The 19229-nt window shown below is 69.0% G+C and carries 24 protein-coding genes; 15 read left to right on the top strand and 9 right to left on the bottom strand.

The genetic code is table 11. The features are described 5' to 3' along the window. Nucleotides 1-104 precede the first annotated feature (104 nt). The 12 genes from ACWPKK_RS12760 (at nucleotide 105) to ACWPKK_RS12705 (ending at nucleotide 9148) form a co-directional block, all read left to right on the top strand. Nucleotides 105-812 carry a helix-turn-helix transcriptional regulator gene (locus ACWPKK_RS12760; protein ID WP_452004428.1) on the top strand — a complete coding sequence of 236 codons (708 nt, stop codon included), beginning with the start codon at nucleotides 105-107 and terminating at the stop codon, nucleotides 810-812. A 132-nt stretch (nucleotides 813-944) separates the two neighbouring features. Next, nucleotides 945-1397, top strand: coding sequence for a VOC family protein (locus tag ACWPKK_RS12755; RefSeq protein ID WP_452004425.1), 453 nt, complete (start codon nucleotides 945-947; stop codon nucleotides 1395-1397). Then, complete coding sequence (locus ACWPKK_RS12750) at nucleotides 1394-1876, top strand: EVE domain-containing protein (protein ID WP_452004422.1); 483 nt, start codon at nucleotides 1394-1396, stop codon at nucleotides 1874-1876. The genes ACWPKK_RS12755 and ACWPKK_RS12750 overlap by 4 nt, the downstream gene beginning before the upstream one ends. Before the next feature lie 235 nt (nucleotides 1877-2111). Next, nucleotides 2112-2858 (top strand): heme ABC transporter permease, encoded by a 747-nt coding sequence (locus ACWPKK_RS12745; protein ID WP_324867232.1) that lies wholly within the window; start codon nucleotides 2112-2114, stop codon nucleotides 2856-2858. A gap of 18 nt (nucleotides 2859-2876) precedes the next feature. Continuing rightward, a complete protein-coding gene (gene ccmD / locus ACWPKK_RS12740; RefSeq protein ID WP_324867230.1) occupies nucleotides 2877-3110 on the top strand; it encodes a heme exporter protein CcmD in 234 nt (77 codons plus the stop codon). Continuing rightward, nucleotides 3107-3571, top strand: coding sequence for a cytochrome c maturation protein CcmE (ccmE, locus tag ACWPKK_RS12735; protein ID WP_149223723.1), 465 nt, complete (start codon nucleotides 3107-3109; stop codon nucleotides 3569-3571). The genes ccmD and ccmE overlap by 4 nt, the downstream gene beginning before the upstream one ends. Before the next feature lie 7 nt (nucleotides 3572-3578). Next, nucleotides 3579-5573, top strand: coding sequence for a heme lyase CcmF/NrfE family subunit (locus ACWPKK_RS12730; protein ID WP_452004418.1), 1995 nt, complete (start codon nucleotides 3579-3581; stop codon nucleotides 5571-5573). A gap of 13 nt (nucleotides 5574-5586) precedes the next feature. Further along, nucleotides 5587-6126, top strand: a complete 540-nt coding sequence (locus ACWPKK_RS12725; protein WP_452004415.1) for a DsbE family thiol:disulfide interchange protein — start codon at nucleotides 5587-5589, stop codon at nucleotides 6124-6126. Beyond that, entirely contained in the window at nucleotides 6126-6608 is a 483-nt protein-coding gene (locus ACWPKK_RS12720; RefSeq protein WP_324867221.1) for a cytochrome c-type biogenesis protein, read from the top strand. Before ACWPKK_RS12725 ends, ACWPKK_RS12720 begins: the two co-directional genes overlap by 1 nt. Beyond that, complete coding sequence (gene ccmI / locus ACWPKK_RS12715) at nucleotides 6608-8011, top strand: c-type cytochrome biogenesis protein CcmI (protein WP_452004412.1); 1404 nt, start codon at nucleotides 6608-6610, stop codon at nucleotides 8009-8011. The genes ACWPKK_RS12720 and ccmI overlap by 1 nt, the downstream gene beginning before the upstream one ends. 138 nt (nucleotides 8012-8149) lie before the next feature. Then, entirely contained in the window at nucleotides 8150-8725 is a 576-nt protein-coding gene (locus tag ACWPKK_RS12710) for a Smr/MutS family protein (protein WP_452004410.1), read from the top strand. A gap of 24 nt (nucleotides 8726-8749) precedes the next feature. Next, entirely contained in the window at nucleotides 8750-9148 is a 399-nt protein-coding gene (locus ACWPKK_RS12705; protein ID WP_324867215.1) for a helix-turn-helix domain-containing protein, read from the top strand. Between the two features lie 162 nt (nucleotides 9149-9310). Here the strand turns inward: ACWPKK_RS12705 and ACWPKK_RS12700 are convergent, their stop codons facing one another. The 7 genes from ACWPKK_RS12700 to hisB form a co-directional block, all read right to left on the bottom strand. Further along, nucleotides 9311-9679, bottom strand: coding sequence for a histidine triad nucleotide-binding protein (locus ACWPKK_RS12700; RefSeq protein WP_452004408.1), 369 nt, complete (start codon nucleotides 9677-9679; stop codon nucleotides 9311-9313). Between the two features lie 30 nt (nucleotides 9680-9709). Next, nucleotides 9710-10069: a phosphoribosyl-ATP diphosphatase gene (locus tag ACWPKK_RS12695; RefSeq protein ID WP_194913318.1), complete on the bottom strand. Its 360-nt coding sequence runs from the start codon at nucleotides 10067-10069 to the stop codon at nucleotides 9710-9712. Beyond that, nucleotides 10062-10859, bottom strand: a complete 798-nt coding sequence (hisF, locus tag ACWPKK_RS12690) for an imidazole glycerol phosphate synthase subunit HisF (protein ID WP_452004404.1) — start codon at nucleotides 10857-10859, stop codon at nucleotides 10062-10064. The genes ACWPKK_RS12695 and hisF overlap by 8 nt, the downstream gene beginning before the upstream one ends. Further along, nucleotides 10859-11605, bottom strand: a complete 747-nt coding sequence (gene hisA, locus ACWPKK_RS12685; protein WP_452004401.1) for a 1-(5-phosphoribosyl)-5-[(5-phosphoribosylamino)methylideneamino]imidazole-4-carboxamide isomerase — start codon at nucleotides 11603-11605, stop codon at nucleotides 10859-10861. The genes hisF and hisA overlap by 1 nt, the downstream gene beginning before the upstream one ends. Nucleotides 11606-11635: 30 nt before the next feature. Then, on the bottom strand, nucleotides 11636-12178 hold the full coding sequence (locus tag ACWPKK_RS12680) for a GNAT family N-acetyltransferase (protein ID WP_324867204.1): 543 nt from the start codon (nucleotides 12176-12178) through the stop codon (nucleotides 11636-11638). A 4-nt stretch (nucleotides 12179-12182) separates the two neighbouring features. Beyond that, the gene (gene hisH, locus ACWPKK_RS12675) at nucleotides 12183-12827 is read right to left on the bottom strand and encodes an imidazole glycerol phosphate synthase subunit HisH (RefSeq protein ID WP_324867202.1); all 645 of its coding nucleotides are present in this window, start codon (nucleotides 12825-12827) and stop codon (nucleotides 12183-12185) included. A gap of 61 nt (nucleotides 12828-12888) precedes the next feature. After that, the gene (hisB, locus tag ACWPKK_RS12670) at nucleotides 12889-13512 is read right to left on the bottom strand and encodes an imidazoleglycerol-phosphate dehydratase HisB (RefSeq protein ID WP_324867200.1); all 624 of its coding nucleotides are present in this window, start codon (nucleotides 13510-13512) and stop codon (nucleotides 12889-12891) included. A gap of 171 nt (nucleotides 13513-13683) precedes the next feature. Between hisB and ACWPKK_RS12665 the strand changes: the two genes are divergently transcribed. From ACWPKK_RS12665 to hslU, 3 genes are all read left to right on the top strand, one after another. Further along, nucleotides 13684-15237, top strand: a complete 1554-nt coding sequence (locus ACWPKK_RS12665) for a serine protease (protein ID WP_452004397.1) — start codon at nucleotides 13684-13686, stop codon at nucleotides 15235-15237. Between the two features lie 99 nt (nucleotides 15238-15336). Continuing rightward, nucleotides 15337-15900, top strand: coding sequence for an ATP-dependent protease subunit HslV (gene hslV / locus ACWPKK_RS12660; protein ID WP_324867196.1), 564 nt, complete (start codon nucleotides 15337-15339; stop codon nucleotides 15898-15900). Between the two features lie 5 nt (nucleotides 15901-15905). Further along, a complete protein-coding gene (gene hslU / locus ACWPKK_RS12655; protein ID WP_452004394.1) occupies nucleotides 15906-17249 on the top strand; it encodes an ATP-dependent protease ATPase subunit HslU in 1344 nt (447 codons plus the stop codon). 54 nt (nucleotides 17250-17303) lie between these two features. Here hslU and mltA read toward each other — a convergent pair whose 3' ends face one another. Next, the gene (gene mltA / locus ACWPKK_RS12650) at nucleotides 17304-18530 is read right to left on the bottom strand and encodes a murein transglycosylase A (RefSeq protein ID WP_452004391.1); all 1227 of its coding nucleotides are present in this window, start codon (nucleotides 18528-18530) and stop codon (nucleotides 17304-17306) included. A 17-nt stretch (nucleotides 18531-18547) separates the two neighbouring features. Then, a complete protein-coding gene (locus tag ACWPKK_RS12645) occupies nucleotides 18548-19228 on the bottom strand; it encodes a Tim44/TimA family putative adaptor protein (RefSeq protein ID WP_324867723.1) in 681 nt (226 codons plus the stop codon). Nucleotide 19229: the final 1 nt, after the last annotated feature.

The raw sequence follows: 19229 nt of genomic DNA, 5'->3' as shown, positions 1-19229 counted from the left end.
ATTGAGCCTCAACCACCGCGACAGTATGCTTGGCCGAACCGGGTGAACACCCCCGAACAAGCGGTGCTTTCCACCGCGCCTCTCGTCCCTTTCCCTCCGGTACCATGTCGCGCGCCGAACGTCTCCTCGATCTGATGCAGGTTCTGCGGCGGCATCGCCAGCCGGTCAGCGGCAAGTCGCTTGCCGGCGAGTTGGGGGTCAGCCTGCGCACGCTCTATCGCGACATCGCCACCCTGCAGGCACAGGGCGCGATGATCGAGGGGGAGCCGGGAGTCGGCTATCTGCTGCGCGCCGGCTTCCTGCTGCCGCCACTGATGTTCACCGAGGAGGAGGTCGAGGCGCTGGTGCTGGGGTCGCGCTGGGTGGTGGACCGCGGCGACAGCCGGCTGGGCGGGGCGGCGCGCAACGCGCTCGCCAAGATCGCCGCGGTGCTGCCGCCGGACAAGCGCGAGGGGCTGGACGGCTCCACCCTGCTGGTCGGGCCGGGCGAGCCCATCGCCGGAGGCGATAACGACGTTTCAGCTGGCGATGCAGAGCTGGCGACCATCCGTACCGCCATCAGGGCGGAGCGCAAGCTGGAGATCGCCTATCGCGACCGCGACGGGTCGGAAAGCCGGCGCATGGTCTGGCCCTTCGCGCTCGGCTTCTTCGACCGGGTGCGGGTGATGGTGGCGTGGTGCGAACTGCGCCAGTCCTTCCGCCATTTCCGCACCGACCGCATCCTGGCGCTGACCGCCAGCGACACCCGCTATCCCCGCCGCCGGCAGGCGATGCTGAAGGAATGGCGCGCGGCGGAGGGCATTCCGCAATAAGGAACGGGGTGGAGCTGACACCATGCTGACGGAAACTGTCAGCATGTCGGCCTAGTCTTGGCTGTGCCGGTGAGGGCGGCGAACGGAACCAACCGGCCGCCCCACCCCATCCCTTCAAGACCGGAGCCAGCCATGACCGCCACCGCAACCACCGCCACTGCCAAGCCCACCACTGCCAAGCCCGCCGCCAAGCTCGCGCTCGATTTCGTCCTGCTCCATGTCGACAGCCCGGCCGCCAGCGCCGCCTTCTATGCCGACCTGCTGGGCCGGCCGCCGGTGGAGGCCTCCCCCACCTTCGCCATGTTCAAGGCGGGCGACGGGCTGATGCTGGGCCTGTGGTCGCGCCATACGGTGGAGCCGGCCGCGACCCTGCCGGGAGGCAGCGAGATCGCCTTCACCGTCGCCGACGAGGCCGCGGTGCGCGACCTCCACGCCGACTGGAGCGCCCGCGGCCTGACCATCCTGCAGCCGCCGACCACGATGGATTTCGGTCATACCTTCGTTGCACGCGACCCCGACGGCCACCGGCTCCGCGTGTTCGCCCCCCATCAGGAAGAGAACCAGTCCGAACAGGTGCGGTCGTGAGCGGCGGCACGCGCACCGGCAGCACACGCACCGGCAGCTGGATCGCGGTGGCCAGCGCCGAGCATGTGCGGCGCGGCCGGGCCGGCGGCTTCATGCAGGTCTGCCACGGCAAGGCGGCGCCGCTGCGGCGGATCCGGCCGGGCGACCGGGTCGCCTACTACTCCCCCACCGACCGGTTCGGCGCGGCGGACGGGCTGAAGTCCTTCACCGCCATCGGCACCGTCCTGGCGGGAGAGCCCTACCAATTCGACATGGGCGGCGGCTTCATCCCCTTCCGGCGCGACGTGTCCTGGTGGCCGGCGGAGGAGGCACCGATCCAGCCGCTGCTGGACCGGCTGGAGCTGACCGCCGGGGTGCGGAACTGGGGCTATCCCTTCCGCTTCGGCCTGCTGCCGGTCAGCCCCCGCGATTTCGACCTGATCGCCGGGGCGATGCGGGCGGCCTTGGGCGAGGGGATGCGGGAGGAACTGGCCGCCTGACCGAAAAAAGATCCGCCGGCGGGAAGGGATGAAAATCCCCTCCCCCGGCGTCCATACAGCCAATGAACCGAGTGCCTCCAGGGGCTTGGGACCTCTCATACCTTGGTGTCAGAGTACGAACGAATGGCGGTTCTTCCTGACCGAGATCAAGGCGAAACCCCTCGCAGTCCGCCATACATGCGCTTATATCGTCCGCAAGCCTGACCAAGGTCACTTGTACCGGGGCCATCGTTCTATGCATCGCTTCGCCAATCCCGCCCGTTTCCTGCGCCTGTCGGCCGTGCTTCTGCCGTGGTGCGCCGGGGCGACCGTGATCCTGACGATCCTCGGGCTGTGGCTCAGCCTGTTCGGCTCGCCGCCCGACTATCAGCAGGGCGAGACGGTGCGGATCATGTACATCCATGTTCCCGCCGCCTGGATGAGCCTGTTCGTCTACACCAACATGGCCGTCGCCGCGGCGGTTGGTCTGGTGTGGAAGCACCCGCTGGCCGACCTGTTCGCCAAGGCCGCCGCCCCCATCGGCGCCGGCTTCACCTTCGTGTGCCTGGTGACCGGGTCGCTGTGGGGAGCGCCCATGTGGGGCACCTGGTGGGTGTGGGACGCGCGGCTGACCAGCGTGCTGATCCTGTTCTTCCTGTATCTGGGCTACATGGCCCTGGTGAACGCCTTCGACGATCCGCAGCGCGGCACGAAGGCCGGCAACGTCCTGCTGCTGGTCGGTATCGTCAACGTGCCGATCATCAAGTTCTCGGTCGACTGGTGGAACACGCTGCATCAGCCCGCCAGCGTCGTGCGCATGGGCGGCCCCAGCATCGACCCCACCATGCTGACGCCGCTTCTGGTGATGGCCGGTGCCTTCACCGCCTATTTCCTGTCGGTGGTCCTGCTGCGCGTGCGCACGGAGATCGCCCAGCGCAAGATACAGACGCTGCGGCTGTCAGTTGCCGGCGACGGCGCGGTGACGGACGGGATGCAGGGCTGAGGACGCAGGGACAAGACGATGAACGAATTCCTCCACATGGGCGGGTACGCCGCCTACGTCTGGCCGGCCTACGGCATCGCCACCCTTGTCCTGCTGGGCCTGCTGGTTGCCACCTGGAAGGGGCTGCGCAACGCCGAGGCGACGCTGAAGGCGCTGGAAAGCGCCCGCCCGGCCCGCCGCCGCACCCGCAACGCCGGCCGGAAGACGGCCGATCAGAACGCCGGAACGCCGGCGGAAGCGAGCGAAGGATGACCCGCAAGAAACGCCGCCTCTACATGCTGGGCCTCGCCCTTCTGGGGCTGGGCTCGGCGACCGCCCTGGCGCTGACCGCCTTCCAGGACAACATCGTCTTCTTCTACAGCCCGACCCAGCTGCAGACGCAGCAGGTGGGCGACCGCAATTTCCGCCTGGGCGGGCTGGTCGAGGAAGGCAGCGTGCAGAAGACGCCGGACGGCCTCACCACCTCCTTCCGGGTCACCGACACCGCCCACACCATCGACGTCCGCTATCGCGGCCAGCTGCCCGACCTGTTCCGCGAGGGCCAGGGCGTGGTGGCCGAGGGCAAGCTGACCGGCGGCGTCTTCGTCGCGCGCGAGGTCCTGGCCAAGCATGACGAGAACTACATGCCGCCCGAGGTGTCGGAGGCGCTGAAGCAGGCCGGCGTCTACAAGAACCCGGCGGAGTCCGAGACGAAGACCGCGAAGAAGGAGTAGCGGGACCGTGATCCCCGAACTCGGCCATTACGCGCTGGTGCTGGCGCTTTTCGTCGCGCTGGTGCAGTCGGTGCCGCCGCTGGTCGGCGCCGCCACCCGCAACGGTGCCTGGATGAACGTCGCGGTGCCCGCGGCCATCGCCCAGATGCTGCTGGTGCTGGTCGCCTATGCCGCCCTGACCTGGGCGCATGTGGTGTCCGACTTCAGCGTGCTGAACGTGGTGCAGAACAGCCACTCGGCCAAGCCGATGCTCTACAAGGTGTCGGGCGTCTGGGGCAACCACGAGGGCTCGATGATGCTGTGGATCGTCATGCTGACGGTCTTCGGCGCCGCCGTGGCCATGTTCGGGCGCAACCTGCCGCCGACGCTGAAGGCGCGCGTGCTGGCGGTCCAGGGGCTGATCGGGGTCGGCTTCCTGCTGTTCATCCTGGCGACGTCCAACCCCTTCATCCGCGTGATCCCGGCGCCGCTCGACGGCAACGACCTGAACCCGCTGCTGCAGGACCCCGGCCTCGCCTTCCATCCGCCCTTCCTCTATGCCGGCTATGTCGGCTTCTCCATGGCCTTCTCCTTCGCCGTCGCCGCATTGATCGAGGGGCGGGTCGATCCCGCCTGGGCGCGGTGGGTGCGGCCCTGGACGCTGGCGGCGTGGTCGACCCTGACCATGGGCATCGCCATGGGCTCCTGGTGGGCCTATTACGAGCTGGGCTGGGGCGGCTGGTGGTACTGGGACCCGGTGGAGAACGCGTCCTTCATGCCCTGGCTGGCCGGCACCGCGCTGCTGCACTCCGCCATCGTGGTGGAGAAGCGCGACGCGCTGAAGAGCTGGACCATCCTGCTGTCCATCGTCACCTTCTCGCTGTCGCTGATGGGCACCTTCCTGGTGCGCTCCGGCATCCTGACCTCGGTCCATGCCTTCGCGGTCGATCCCAAGCGCGGCGTCTTCATCCTGGTGCTGCTGGCGATCGCCACCGGCGGCTCTCTGCTGCTCTACAGCCTGCGCGCGCCGTCGCTGAAGGCCGGCGGTCTGTTCGCGCCGATCAGCCGCGAGGGCGCGCTGGTCATGAACAACCTGCTGCTGTCCACCGCGACGGCGACGGTGTTCATCGGCACGCTCTATCCGCTGTTCCTCGACATCCTGAACCTGGGCAAGGTGTCGGTCGGCGCCCCCTTCTTCAATTCCACCTTCATCCCCGTCGCCATCCCGATGATCGTCGCCATGGTGGTGGGGCCCTTCCTGTCCTGGAAGCGGGCGGATCTGTGGGCGGCGCTGAGCCGGCTGTGGATCGCCGGGGTCGCCGTGGTGATCGCCGTCGCCGTCACCGCCTATGTCAAGGCGGGCGGCGGGCCGCTGCTGGCGCTGGTGGGCATCGCGCTCGCCGCCTGGGCCTTCGTCGGCTCGCTGGTGGAGTTCGCCGACCGCATCGCCCTGTTCCGCACCTCCTTCCGCAACAGCTGGCACCGCGCCGTGCATCTGCCGCGCAGCGCCTGGGGCATGACCATCGCGCACGCCTGCGTCGGGCTGTCGATCCTCGGCATGACCGGCACCTCGGCCTGGCAGACGGAATCGATCACGGCGATGAAGCCGGGCGACCAGGCCGCCGTTGCAGGCTACGAGTTCCGTTTCGACAGCATCGGGCTGGTCGACGGCCCGAACTTCAAGGCCGAACGCGGCGTCTTCACCGTCACCCGCGACGGACGGCCCATCGCCACGCTGACGCCGGAACGCCGCAGCTACAGCACCACCCGGATGACGACCACGGAATCGGCCATCCACACCACGGTCTTCTCCGACCTGTATGTGGCGCTGGGCGACCCGACGCAGAACGGCACCGCCTGGATCGTCCGCATCTACCACCACCCGCTGGTGCCGTGGATCTGGATCGGCGGCGCGGGGATGATGCTGGGCGGACTGGTGAGCCTGACCGACCGCCGGTTCCGCATCGGCGCGCCTGAACGCCGCCGCACGGCCGGCAAGTCGGCTCCGCTACCGGCCGAATGAGGACCAAGACACCATGCGCCGCCTTCTGTACCTGCTGCCCTTCCTGCTGTTCATCGGGGTGGGCATCGCCTTCTACCTAGGGTTCCAGCGCGACCCGCGCGACATCCCGTCGGCCCTGATCGACAAGCCGGCGCCGACCTTCGAGCTGCCGGCCATCCCGGGGCAGCCGGCGACGGGCGGCCTGTCCTCGGCCAAGCTGAAGGGGGACGTAACGCTGGTGAACGTCTTCGCCTCCTGGTGCATTCCCTGCAAGGCGGAGCATCCCGTCATCACCCGCCTGTCGCGGGAGCAGGGGGTGACGGTCTTCGGCATCAACTACAAGGACAAGCCGGAGGACGCGCTGATCTGGCTGGCGCGCAACGGCAACCCCTACGCCGCCATCGGCGCCGACCAGGACGGCCGGGTGTCGATCGACTGGGGCGTGTACGGCGTGCCGGAAAGCTACCTGATCGACCGCCAGGGCCGAATCCGCTTCAAGCATGTCGGCCCGCTGACCCCGCAGGTGGTGGAGGAGCAGCTTCTCCCCATGGTCAAGCATCTGAGGCAGGGCTGATGAAACGCGCCCTTCTTGCCGCCCTGCTGGCGCTGTCGGTCACCCTGCCGGCGCTGACCCCCGCCCTTGCCGTCCAGCCGGAGGAGGTCCTGCCGGACCCGGCGCTGGAATCCCGCGCGCGCGCCATCAGCCAGGAACTGCGCTGCCTGGTCTGCCAGAACCAGTCGATCGACGACAGCAACGCGCCGCTCGCTCGCGACCTGCGGGTTCTGGTGCGCGACCGGCTGCAGGCCGGCGACAGCGACGCCAAGGTGATGGAGTACGTCACCGACCGCTACGGCGACTATGTGCTGCTGCGCCCGCCCTTCAAGGCCACCACGCTGGTGCTGTGGATCGGCCCCTTCGCCGTGCTGCTGCTGGGGGCGATCGGCACCTTCCTGTTCCTGCGCGGGCGGCGGGGTGTGGCCGCCGGCGCCGACACCGCTCCCCTGAGCGCGGATGAGCGGCGGCGGCTGGATGCCCTGCTGCGGAAAGACGACTGATGCTGTTCTGGATTCTCGCCGCCGTCCTGACCGCGGCCGTGCTGCTGCTGATCGTGCCGCCGCTGCTGCGGTCCGGTGCCGCCGCTCCCGATCGCGACGCCTTCGACCGCGAGGTCTATCGCGACCAGCTGGACGAGCTGGAGCGCGACCGCGCACGCGGCCTGATCAACGACGCCCAGGCCGAGGCCGCCAAGGCGGAAATCGCGCGGCGCATGCTGGCGACCGCCGAGAAAAGCGGTTCCGCCGCAACTCCCGCGACCCCGCGCAGTGCGCGCGTGCTGGCGGTGCTGCTGGCGCTGGTGCTGCCGCTGGGCGCGCTCAGCGTCTATGGCCTGTATGGGCGCCCGGATCTGCCGGCGCAGCCGCTGGCGTCGCGCAATCTGGAACAGGAACGCGGCGGCCCGCCAAAGACCGTGCTGGCGGCGATGGACAAGCTGAAGGCGCAGCTGGCGGAGAATCCGAACGACCTGCAGGGCTGGCTGATCCTGGGTCAGGCCTATGCCAAGATGGGCCGCAACGCCGACGCGGCGGATGCCCTGCGCCGCGCCGTCGCCTTGAACGGGGACGATGTGGAGCTGCAGGGACTGTTCGGCGAGACGCTGGTGTCGGCCAACGATGGCATGGTCGGGGAAGAGGCGGTGAAGGCCTTCGACGCCGTGCTGGCGAAGGAGCCGAAGGACCCGCGCGCCCGCTTCTTCGCGGCGCTCGCCCGCTACCAGGCCGGCGACCGCAAGGACGCTCTCGACCGCTGGGCCTCGCTGATGGCGGAATCGCCGGCCGACGCGCCGTGGGTCCCGGTCTTGCGCGACCAGATCCGCGAGGCCGCGATTGCCCTGGACCTCGATCCCACCAAGGTGACGCCGCAGCCGCTGCCGGCCGAGCAGAAGCCCGCCGGTCCGATGGCCCAGGGCCAGCCCGGCCAGAACGGACAGGTGTCCGAGGGCCAGAGCCAGGACGAGATGATCCGCGGCATGGTCTCCAGCCTCGCCGCCAAGCTGGACGCCGACCCGTCGGACGTCGAGGGGTGGCTGAAGCTCGCCCGCTCCTATGGTGTGCTGGGTGAACCGGACAAGGCGCTGGAGGCCGCCCGCAAGGCGCGCGAACGGGCGCCGGACCGCGCCGACGTGCAGGTGGTCTACGCCAACGCCGTGCTGCAGACCCAGCCGCGCAACGAGACGCCAAAGCCCCTGCCCGAGGAGGCGACCTCCGCCCTGCGCCTGGCGCTGAAGGCGGAGCCGGAGAACAAGGATGCGCTGTGGCTGCTCGGCCTCGACGCCATGATGTCGGGCCGCCGGGACGAGGCCGCCGCCCATTGGGGCAAGCTGATCGCCCAGTTCAAGCCGAGCGATCCGGAATACACCCTGTTGAAGGGGCGTTTGGACGCGTTGAAGGCTGGCGGCTGAGGCTTTCCGCCTGCCCTCTTCCATTTCTCCCGGCGCCTTTTCTTTCGCGTTGCGGCGACACACATTGACAGGGGCGCGTCGGCGGGCTTTATCCCACGGCGCAGCCCCTTTTTCCTTTCCGCAGAAGGTTCCGCGCCGATGACCCGCAGACGACTGCCCACGCCCGACGAGCGGCGCTTGTGGCGGCTCGCCATGCGCGACGCCGATCCGATGCCGGGCCGGCAGATCGAGGCCGAGCCGGAGCCCGTGGCGACCATGGCGGAGCTGGTGGAGGAACCGGTGGCGACCAGCCTCGCCCCGCCGCCGACTGCCAAGCAATTCCCCGCCCCGCCCCGCCCCTCCCGGACGGTCCATCCGCCGCTGACGCCCGGATCCACCGCCAACATCGACCGCCGCACCGGCGACCGCTTCCGCCGCGGCGAGCTGGAGATCGATGGCCGGATCGACCTGCACGGCATGACCCAGGCGCAGGCGCATACCGCACTCGCCTCCTTCGTCCACCGCGCCTGGAACGAGGGGCGGCGCTGTATCCTGGTCATCACCGGCAAGGGCAGCTTCGGCGGGCTGGGCGTCCTGCGTCAGGCGACGCCACGCTGGCTGGCGGATCCGGCCCTGCGCCCTATGGTGCTGGCGATCCAGCCGGCCCGGCCCAAGGATGGCGGCGACGGCGCGCTGTATGTCTTGATCAAACGGCGGCGCGACCGTAAGGACTGAGTCCCAAACAATCAGGGACTACCCATGACCCCGTTCGGCGAACGGGTCCGGTCGCTGCGCGACGCCAAGGGCGTGACGCTGAAGCAGATGGCGACGGACCTCTCCATCTCGTCCGCCTATCTTTCCGCCCTGGAACACGGCAAGCGCGGCCAGCCCTCCCCCCAGCTGGTCCGGCAGATCTGCGCCTATTTCGGCATCATCTGGGACGATGCGGAGGAGTTGGAACGGCTTGCAGATCTGTCCCATCCCCGCGTGACCGTCGACACCGCGGGCTTGAGCGCGAAAGCGACGGAGCTGGCCAACCGGCTGTCGGAACGCATCGGCGACCTGGACGAGGAGCGGATCGACGCGATCCTGGCGATCCTGGACGCGGTGCCGCCGAAGAAGGGCGCACGGCGCCGGGCGGGGGTGCGGCGGCGGTAGTGGAGTTGTGGGGGTGTCGGCTACCGGATGCCCCCACCTAACCTCCCCCGCTGGGCGGGGGAGGGACTGCCGCCAATCCGCCAAACAAGCACTTGCCCCCTCCCCCGCCCAGCGGGGGAGGGTTGGGGTGGGGGTCTAACTCAGCAAAGGCGCAGCCTGCCCTCAAGCCTTCCCGATCATCCGCCCCAGGTCGCGCCCGGCGAACAGGTGGATGTGCAGGTGGGGCACTTCCTGGTGCGCGGCCTCGCCGCAGTTGGACAGGATGCGATAGCCGGGACCGTCGGCACCCACCATGCGGGCGACCTCGCCCACCGCGCGGAACAGGCCGGCGATCTCGGCGTCCGACGCCTTGGCGGTGAAGTCGTCCATGTCGATGTAGGCGCCCTTGGGGATCACCAGCACATGGGTGGGCGTCTGCGGGTCGATGTCGTGGAAGGCGAGCGCGTGCTCGGACTCAAACACCGTCTTGCACGGGATTTCGCCGCGCAGGATGCGGGCGAACACGTTGCTGTCGTCATAGCTCTTGGCCATCGCGTGCGTCCTCTTGGTGGGGAATCCCGCTCAGGCTTTGCGGGACTTCTTTTCGTCGATGCCGCTGGTGCCCTCGCGCTGGGCGAGCTTGGTCCAGACCTCCGCCGGATCCAGCCCCAGGTCGGCCCACAGCACCAGCAGGTGATAGAGCAGGTCGGCGGATTCCGCGGCCAGCGCCGCCTTGTCGCCGCGCACCGCCTCCAGGATCGCCTCCACCGCCTCCTCGCCCACCTTCTGGGCGATCTTGGCGGTACCGCGGCTGTAGAGCTTCGCGGTGTAGGAGGTCTCCGGATCCGCGCCCTTCCGGGCCTGGACGGTGACGAACAACCGGTCGAGCACCTCGGCGCCCAGCGGGGCCGGCGCCTTGTCGGCAGACTTCTTGTCACCCATGTGCCGTCTCCACCGCCGCATTCGCCGCCCGGGCCGGGCGCACCGGAATGCCGGCGGCGCTCAGCGCCGCCTTGGCCTGACCGATGGTGTAGGTGCCGAAGTGGAAGATCGAGGCGGCGAGCACCGCGGTGGCGTGGCCTTCACGGATGCCTTCCACCAGATGGTCGAGCGTGCCGACGCCGCCCGACGCGATCACCGGGATGCGGATGGAGTCCGCCACGGTGCGCGTCAGCTCCAGGTCGAAGCCGCTCTTGGTGCCGTCACGGTCCATCGAGGTCAGCAGGATTTCGCCGGCTCCCAGCGATTCCATCCGCTTGGCCCATTCCACCGCGTCGATGCCGGTGGCGTTGCGGCCGCCATGGGTGAAGACCTCCCATTTGCCGGGAGCGACCTTCTTGGCGTCGATGGCGACGACGATGCACTGGGCGCCGAACTTTTCCGCGCCCTCGCGCACGAAGTCGGGGCGGTGGATCGCCGCGGTGTTGATCGACACCTTGTCGGCGCCGGCCAGCAGCAGCTTGCGGATATCGTCCACCGTGCGCACGCCGCCGCCGACGGTCAGCGGCATGAAGACCTGCTCCGCCGTCCGCCGCACCACGTCGAAGATGGTGTCGCGGTTCTCGTGGCTGGCGGTGATGTCGAGGAAGGTCAGCTCGTCGGCACCCTCGCGGTCGTAGACGCGGGCCTGCTCCACCGGATCGCCGGCATCGACCAGATCGACGAAGTTGACCCCCTTCACCACCCGGCCGTCCTTGACGTCCAGGCAGGGGATGACGCGCATCTTCAGCATCAGTCGGCGTCCTCGACGGCAGTGGCGGAGAGCAGGGCCAGCGCCTCTTTGGGGTCGATCCGGCCATCGTACAGCGCACGGCCGCAGATCACCCCCTCGATCCCGGTGTCCTCCTCCAGCTTCAGCGCCTTCAGGTCCTCGATGGAGGAGACGCCGCCCGACGCGATGACCGGCGTGGTCAGGTGGAAGGCGAGGTCGGAGGTCGACTCCACATTGACGCCGCCCATGGCGCCGTCGCGGTTGATGTCGGTGTAGATGATGGCGGCGACGCCGCAATCCTCGAACTTCAGCGCCAGATCCAGCGCCTTGATGTCGGAGGTCTCGGCCCAGCCGGCCACGGCGACATAGCCTTCGCGCGCGTCGATGCCCACCGCGATCCTGCCCGGGAACTCGCGGCAGGCGGCCTTGACCAGTTCCGGGTCGCGCAGCGCCGCCGTGCCCAGGATGACGCGGCTGACACCCTTCTCCAGCCACATGCCGATGGTGGTCAGGTCGCGGATGCCGCCGCCGAGCTGCACCGGGATGGTGACGGATTTCAGGATGCTTTCGACCGCGGCGCCGTTCACCGGCTTGCCTTCGAAGGCGCCGTTGAGGTCGACCAGATGCAGCCATTCGAAACCCTGGCTCTGGAACAGGCGGGCCTGTTCGCCGGGATCGGTGTTGAAGACCGTGGCCTGGCTCATCTCGCCGCGCAGCAGGCGGACGCAGGCACCGTCCTTGAGGTCGATGGCGGGGTAGATGATCATCGCTGGCGTCTTCCTATGGCTTGCTGGCGGTTATTGGGCAGGCGGCTGGTGGGCGGGCTGGAGGTCTTTGCAGTAGAAATGGCCGGCGAGCGGCTTGCCCTGCACCAGCGCATAGAAGGGATGGGTTCCCCAGCGCCTGAAGCCGAGCGATTCATAGAGCGCGATGGCCGCCTCCTGGGTCACGCGGACATCCAGGTTCAGCACCTGGAAACCGGCTGCGCAGGCCTCGTCCACCACCGCCATGGTCAGGCGGCGGGCAAGGCCGTGGCCGCGCGCCCAGGGGGCGACGAAGCTGGTGGTCAACTGGGCGGCATGGGCCTGCGCCTCGTTGTTGCGCGGCGGCTTGACCAGCTGGGCGGATCCGGCGACCACCCCGTCGAGGCGTGCAACGAACAGCACCCGTTCCGGCACCACCAGCACGCCTTTCCAGAACCGCTCCATCACGTCGCGCGGCGGCGGCTCGACCCAGCCGAAGCCGCCGCCGGCCCGGATGGCGTCGTCGGCCGCGTCGCACAGGTCGTGCAGGTCGGCGGTCTTCAGCGCATCGACCTTGTCGATGGCGATCTCGGCCATCGCGTCAGACCTTCCAGCGCAGGAAGTTGGCGATCAGCGCCAGACCGGTCGCCTGGCTCTTTTCCGGATGGAACTGGGTGCCGACCAGATTGTCGCGCCCGACCACCGCAGCGAAGGGGCCGCCGTAATCGGCCGACGCGATCAGCGTGTCGGGATCGGCCAGCTTGAACTGGTAGGAATGGACGAAATAGGCGTGGCTGCCCTCCGGCAGACCGGCCAGGACCGGGTGCGGATGGCGGATGTTCAGCTCGTTCCAGCCCATATGCGGGATTTTCAGGGCCGGATCCGCCGGCTCCAGCTTCACCACCTCGCCCGGGACCCAGCCCAGCCCCTCGGTCACGCCATATTCGCGGCCGCGTTCCGCCATCAGCTGCATGCCGACGCAGATGCCCAGGAAAGGCCGGCCGCGGCGGTGCACCACTTCCTCCAGCGCCTCGAGCATGCCGGGGACTTCCGACAGGCCGCGCTTGCAATCGGCAAAGGCGCCGACGCCCGGCAGAACCACGCGGTCGGCGTGGCGGACCGCATCGGCGTCGGAGGTGACGAGAACTGTGTAGGAGGCCTCGGCTTCGCCGGCCGCGCGCTCGATCGCCTTGGCGGCGGAGCGCAGGTTGCCGGAGCCGTAATCGATCAGCGCGACCGTTTCCATGGACGTGACAAACCTTCAGATAGGACGGCGGTGGAGGTTGGTTGGACCGGGGTCCCCGCCGTCAGAGCGATCCGCCGAGCGTACCCTTGGTGGAGGGCACCGCATCGCGCTTGCGCGGGTCGATCTCCACCCCGGCGCGCAACGCGCGGGCAAGCGCCTTGTAGCAGCTTTCCACGATATGGTGGTTGTTCTCGCCATACAGGTTCTCGACGTGCAGCGTCACGCCGGCGGACATGGCGAAGGCCTGGAACCACTCGCGGAACAGCTCGGTGTCGAAATCGCCGATCTTGTCGCGGGTGAAGTTCACCTTCCAGATCAGGTAGGGCCGGTTGGAGAAGTCCAGGGCCACCCGGGTCAGCGTCTCGTCCATCGGGACATAGGAATGGCCGTAGCGCTGGATGCCCTTGCGGTCGCCCAGCGCCTTCGCCACCGCCATGCCGATGGCGATGCCGGTGTCCTCGGTCGTGTGGTGGTAATCGATGTGCAGGTCGCCATCGGCCAGGACCGTCAGGTCCATCAGGCTGTGGCGCGACAGCTGTTCCAGCATGTGGTCGAGGAAGCCGACCCCCGTCTTGACGTCATAGACGCCGGTGCCGTCAAGGTTCAGCGCGACCCGGATCCGGGTCTCGGTGGTGTTCCGCTCGATCGAGGCGCGGCGGCCGCCGTTGATGGGGGTCTGGTCCATGGCGGTTTTGTAGCAGGAAGCATCCCTGCGCGCCAGCATCCGGCACGATTGATGCGCGGCATGTCCATTCCGACGATTGTCCTACGAAGGTGTGCGGGTTACAGTCTTGTACACTTCCTGCGTGCATATCCGCTTATGATGCCCCACCCGCGCCCATTCGCCGCAGTCCTGATGCTTCTTCTCGGCCTGCTGCCGGCCGGCTGCGGCGGTACCTCCCCGCCCCCGCAGGTCGGCAAGGCGGCGCCGCCGGTCGCTGCCGGAACCACGGCCCCCTTCCGCTTCGGCGAACTGGCGATCGGGTCGATGCGGCGCGGGATGCAGATCGGCCGCTATGTCTGGGGCATCGACTGCGCCCCGCCCTATGACGACGTCTATTGGACCAGCGGCGTCAACATGCGCCGCGGCTCCACCTTCGAGGAGCGGTTTGCCGAGGTGATGACCGCCGCCGGCTTCGACGTGGTCGGACGGCCCGGCGGTCCCGACAGCCCCGACGGCAATCGCAGCCGCGCCCGCTTCACCGTGCAGGGCGACCTGCGCGACGTGCAGCTGGAGCTGTGCAACCGAGTCAACTGGCTGACCGGCAGCAGCAAGGGCAGTTCCGGCAGCGGCAGCGTCAAGGTGGAATGGACGGTCTACGACACGCGCGGCGGCGGGCTCGTCCACCGCATCGTCACCACCGGGGCCACGACGCAGGAGCGCGGCGTACCCCAGGGCGACACCCTGCTGATGGAGGAGGCATTCGCCGCGGCGGTAGAGGCGCTCGCCGCCGATGCCGGTTTCCGCGCCCTGCTGTCGGGCGGCACCCTGCCCGCTCCGGCGGCGGCGACGGCAGCGATGGTCTCCACGGCATCGCCGGCCGGATCCGGGCCGATCCCGCTGACGCCGGCGGTTGCTACCCCGGGTCCGGCATCCGTTTACCCATCGGCGGGCCGGCTTCTGCTGCGGACCGGGTCCGGGTCCGGCCGGGTCGCGTCGGCGCGGGTGGCTGTCGCTGGATCGTCGGGCGTTTCCCGTGGGTTCGTTATCGGAGAGACCGATGTGGCAGGCGAGGTGCAGGCCGTGCTGCTGGCTCCCCTCCCCGGATCCGACCCCACCGTCACCGTTCGGCCGGCGCGCGGGGTGGAATTGACCGGATGGGTGGTTGGGCGCGATGCGGCGAGCGGCTTCGCCCTGGTGAGGGTGCCGGCGCGGCTGACCGCCCTTCCCATCCGCACCCGGACCTTGCGCGTCAGCGAGCCGGTGCGGGCGATCCCCGGCGGACGGGGCAAGGAGGTCGAGGGGATCGTCGGCGGTCTGCAATCCGGAGAGAGCCGCGGTGCCACGCTGATCCAGGCGGATCTGGGCTCCGCTGCCCTGTTCACGGCGGTGACGGAGGCCGGCGATCCGCTGCTGGATGGCGACGGCATGCTGGTCGGCGTGGCGCCGTCCGCCGGCCGCTCGGTCGCCACCCCGGCCGGGCTGGTCGAGTTCCTGGCGATCGGTCCGCTGATTGACCGGCTGGGGGCGGATCCGGCTGGCCCGGATACAGCTGGTGTGGATCCGGCCGGGCCAAGCGCATCTTCTCCGCCATTCAAACAGGATCGGATGGACCGCAACCGGGCTCAAGCAACGGCGCGGAAGCGGCAGGGCCGCGGCAGTCCGTCCGACGATTTGGCCGATCCCTGGGCGGAGGACGGGGAGCTTGACGGCGATGTTCTTGACGGGGACCGCGCCCCTCCCACATAGACCGGATGCCCTGCCGCCGCGGCTCCAGGGACTTGCGCCCTGTAACGGTGCGCCTTTCCGGGGCGGCGGGCGGCTCCCCTTTTCCTGCATGGTTTGCGCATGACCTACCCAGCGTCCAATCCACACGATCCCATCCAATGGCACGGCACCACCATCCTGTCCGTGCGCAAGAACGGTCAGGTGGTGATCGCCGGCGACGGGCAGGTCTCGGTCGGCCAGACGGTGATGAAGGCCAATGCGCGCAAGGTCCGCTGGCTGGCCGGCGGCACGGTGATGGCTGGCTTCGCCGGTGCCACCGCCGATGCGCTGACCCTGTTCGAGCGGCTGGAAGGCAAGCTGGAGCAGTATCCCGGCCAGCTGACCCGCGCCTGTGTGGAGATGGCCAAGGATTGGCGCACCGACCGCTACCTGCGTCGCCTGGAGGCGATGATGGCGGTGGCCGACAAGACCGTCAGCCTCGTGCTGACCGGCAATGGCGACGTGCTGGAGCCGGAGGACGGGCTGATCGGCATCGGGTCCGGCGGGTCCTATGCCCTGTCGGCGGCGCGTGCGCTGATCGACATCGACGGGATGGACGCAGAGGCGGTGGCGCGCAAGGCGATGAAGATCGCCGCCGGCATCTGCGTCTACACCAACGAAAACGTCACCCTGGAAAAGCTGTGAGCGTCATGACGATTCAGACCGCTTCCGTGTCCTCCGACACCGCCGCCTTCAGCCCGCGCGAGATCGTCTCCGAGCTCGACCGCTACATCGTCGGCCAGAACGATGCCAAGCGCGCGGTCGCCATCGCGCTGCGCAACCGCTGGCGCCGGCAGCAGCTGCCCGAGGGCCTGCGGGAAGAGGTTCTGCCCAAGAACATCCTGATGATCGGCCCGACCGGCGTCGGCAAGACGGAGATCGCCCGCCGGCTCGCCAAGCTGGCCCAGGCTCCCTTCCTGAAGGTGGAGGCGACCAAGTTCACCGAGGTCGGCTATGTCGGCCGCGACGTCGAGCAGATCGTCCGCGATCTGGTGGAGGCCGCCATCGGCCTGACCCGCGAGCGCCTGCGCAAGGAGGTCGCCGCCAAGGCCGAGTTGCGCGCCGAGGAACGCGTGCTCGACGCGCTCTGCGGTGACAGCGCCAGTGCCGACACGCGGGCCAAGTTCCGCAAGATGCTGCGCGAGGGCACGCTGAACGACAAGGAGATCGAAGTCCAGGTGGCCGACACCGGCGCCGGCAACATGCCGACCTTCGACATTCCCGGCATGCCGGGCGCCCAGATGGGCATGCTGAACCTGAACGACATGTTCGGCAAGATGATGGGCGGCCGCACCAAGACCCGCCGGATGACGGTGGCCGAGAGCCACGGCGTGCTGATGGCCGAAGAGTCCGACAAGCTGCTGGACCAGGAGAAGGTGGTGGCGGAGGCGATCCGCGCGGTCGAGCAGAACGGCATCGTCTTCCTCGATGAGATCGACAAGATCTCCGCCCGTTCCGACGCGCGCGGCGCCGATGTCAGCCGCGAGGGCGTTCAGCGCGACCTGCTGCCGCTGATCGAGGGCACGACGGTGTCGACCAAGCACGGCCCGGTGAAGACCGACCACATCCTGTTCATCGCGTCGGGCGCCTTCCACATCGCCAAGCCGTCGGACCTGCTGCCCGAACTGCAGGGCCGCCTGCCGATCCGCGTCGAACTGAAGGCGCTGAGCCAGGACGACTTCAAGCGCATCCTGACCGAGCCGGAAGCCAGCCTGATCCGCCAGTACAAGGCGCTGATGAAGACGGAGGAGGTCGATCTGGTCTTCACCGACGACAGCATCGACGAGCTGGCGCGGCTGGCGGCGGAGATCAACAGCTCGGTCGAGAACATCGGCGCGCGGCGCCTGCACACGGTGCTGGAGCGCCTGCTGGAGGAGATCAGCTTCGTCGCCAGCGACCGCGCCGGCGAGACCATCACCATCGACGCCGCGCTGGTCCGCGAGCGGGTCGGCGGTCTGGCGAAGAACGCGGATCTCTCGAAGTTCATCCTGTGAGGGCGTGGGGGGCGCTCGTGTCGGGTGCCCTCCGCTTCACGTGAAACATTCCCCCTACCCGCCTGCCGCCAGCTTCACACTCTTCGGCAGCAGCAGCGCGTAGGTCCCGCGGCTCTTCATCACCCCCGCCTTCTGCTCCGCCTCCGCCCCATGGCCCCAGAAGACGTCGCCGCGCACCGGGCCGCGGATGGCACCGCCGGTGTCCTGGGCGACCAGCAGGCGCTGCAGCCGCTGCCGGCCGTCCAGCGGGTCCTCGGCATCCAGCCAGACCGGCGCCCCATAGGGCATGAACTTGGAGTCCACCGCCAGACTGCGGCCCGGCGTCAGGGCCACGCCCTGGGCGCCGTTGGGACCGTCGCCGGTCAGCGGCTGGAAGAAGACGTAGGACGGGTTGACGTTCATCACCCCCGCCGCCTGATCGGGATTGGCAAGCAGCCAAGCGCGGATCGTCTGGAGCGAGACCTCCTCCCGCTTCAATGCGCCGCGGTCGATCAGCTCCTTGCCGATGGCGACGTACTTATGGCCGTTCTGGGCGGCGTAGCCGACGCGCATCTCGTTGCCGCCATTACCTTCATTGGCTAGCCGGATCCGGCCTGACCCCTGGATCTGCAGGAAGAAGGCGCCGATCGGATCCTTCACCCAGACCAGTTCCAGCCCCTTGCCCTTGAGAGAGCCGGCGACGATGGCGGCGCGGTCCTCATAGGGCTTCAGCCGGCCGTTCACCACCCGGCCGGCGGTGCGTTCCCCCTTCCAACGGTCGGAGAAGTCGCCGAGATCGACCATCACCAGATCCGGCGGCTGGCGGTAGAGCGGCACGGGATAGGCCGGATCCGGCCGGCGGCTGCCCTCCAACTCGGCTTCGTAATAGCCGGTGAACAGCCCCTCGCGCGTGCCGTTGTTGCCGGCGGCGTAGGGGGTGAAGTTGGCTTCGAAGAAGGCGCGGGCGGCATCGTCGCCGGGCGGCAGATCCGCCAATTGGGCGCAAGGGCCCCGCCAGTCGCCGATGGTGCCGGCCACCCCGTTCGGCCCGACCGGGCGGTCCGCCGACTGGGTCCTGAAGCGGGCACAGGAGCGGGCGAGCGCCGGGATCGCCTGGGCGACCGGATCGGTCCGCCAGCCCGGAAGCTCGGCGAAGGTCAGCGGCGCCAGGGTCAGGACATCGGGCGGCGACTTGGCCTCCTCCCGCTTCGCTTCATCCTTCGGCGTACAGGCCGAAAACAGCAACGCCACCGCCCCGAAGAGGGCGATGGCGCTGAAACCGGTCCGATGACGGGTGTTCATTACAGGCGGACGTCCGATCACTGAACCGGCCGCACCTCGACCAGCGACCAGTTCGGATCGCGTGAGCGGATGTTGCGGGCGAAGGTCCAGACGTCGACGTTCTCCACCAGCGCCTTGGGATCGCCGTCGATGACGGTGCCATCGCGGTCGCGCACCACATTGACCTGATCGGTGACCAGGCGGACGGTGACGAAGGCGGTGCGGCCGGCATCCAACCTGGCTTCCACCACCTCGGCCTCGCGCACGAACTCGATGCGGGCCTCGTGCTGCTCGCCGGCGGCCTGACGGTCGCGGATGACGCGGGCGAAGCTCTCGTACACATCGTCGGCCAGCAGCGGGCGAAGCGTCGCGGTGTCGCCGCGGGCGAAGGCATCGACGATCATGGCGAAAGCGGCCTTGGACCCTTCCAGGAAATGCTTTTCGTCGAAAGTCGGGTCGGCGGCACGGAGCTGGTCGATGGAGGCGGCCAGCGACAGCGGCTCGTCCGGAGAGACTGCGACATCAGGACGCGGCCGATTGCGCTCCGGCAGGGGCACGACATTGTCGGGCTTCGCGGTGCTGGGGGCGGGGGTGAACGGGTTGGGGCGCTGACGCTCCTCCCCCGTCCGTCGGCCCAGGACGCTGCGCAGCCGATAAACGAGGAAGGCCGCGATCATCGCGAAGATCACGATCTCGATGAACACGAACCCATCTCCCATC

It is taken from the genome of Azospirillum largimobile, assembly GCF_977007025.2.
The sequence above is the reverse complement of the archived record's forward strand: the minus strand, read 5'-3'. Positions and strand labels throughout refer to the sequence as shown.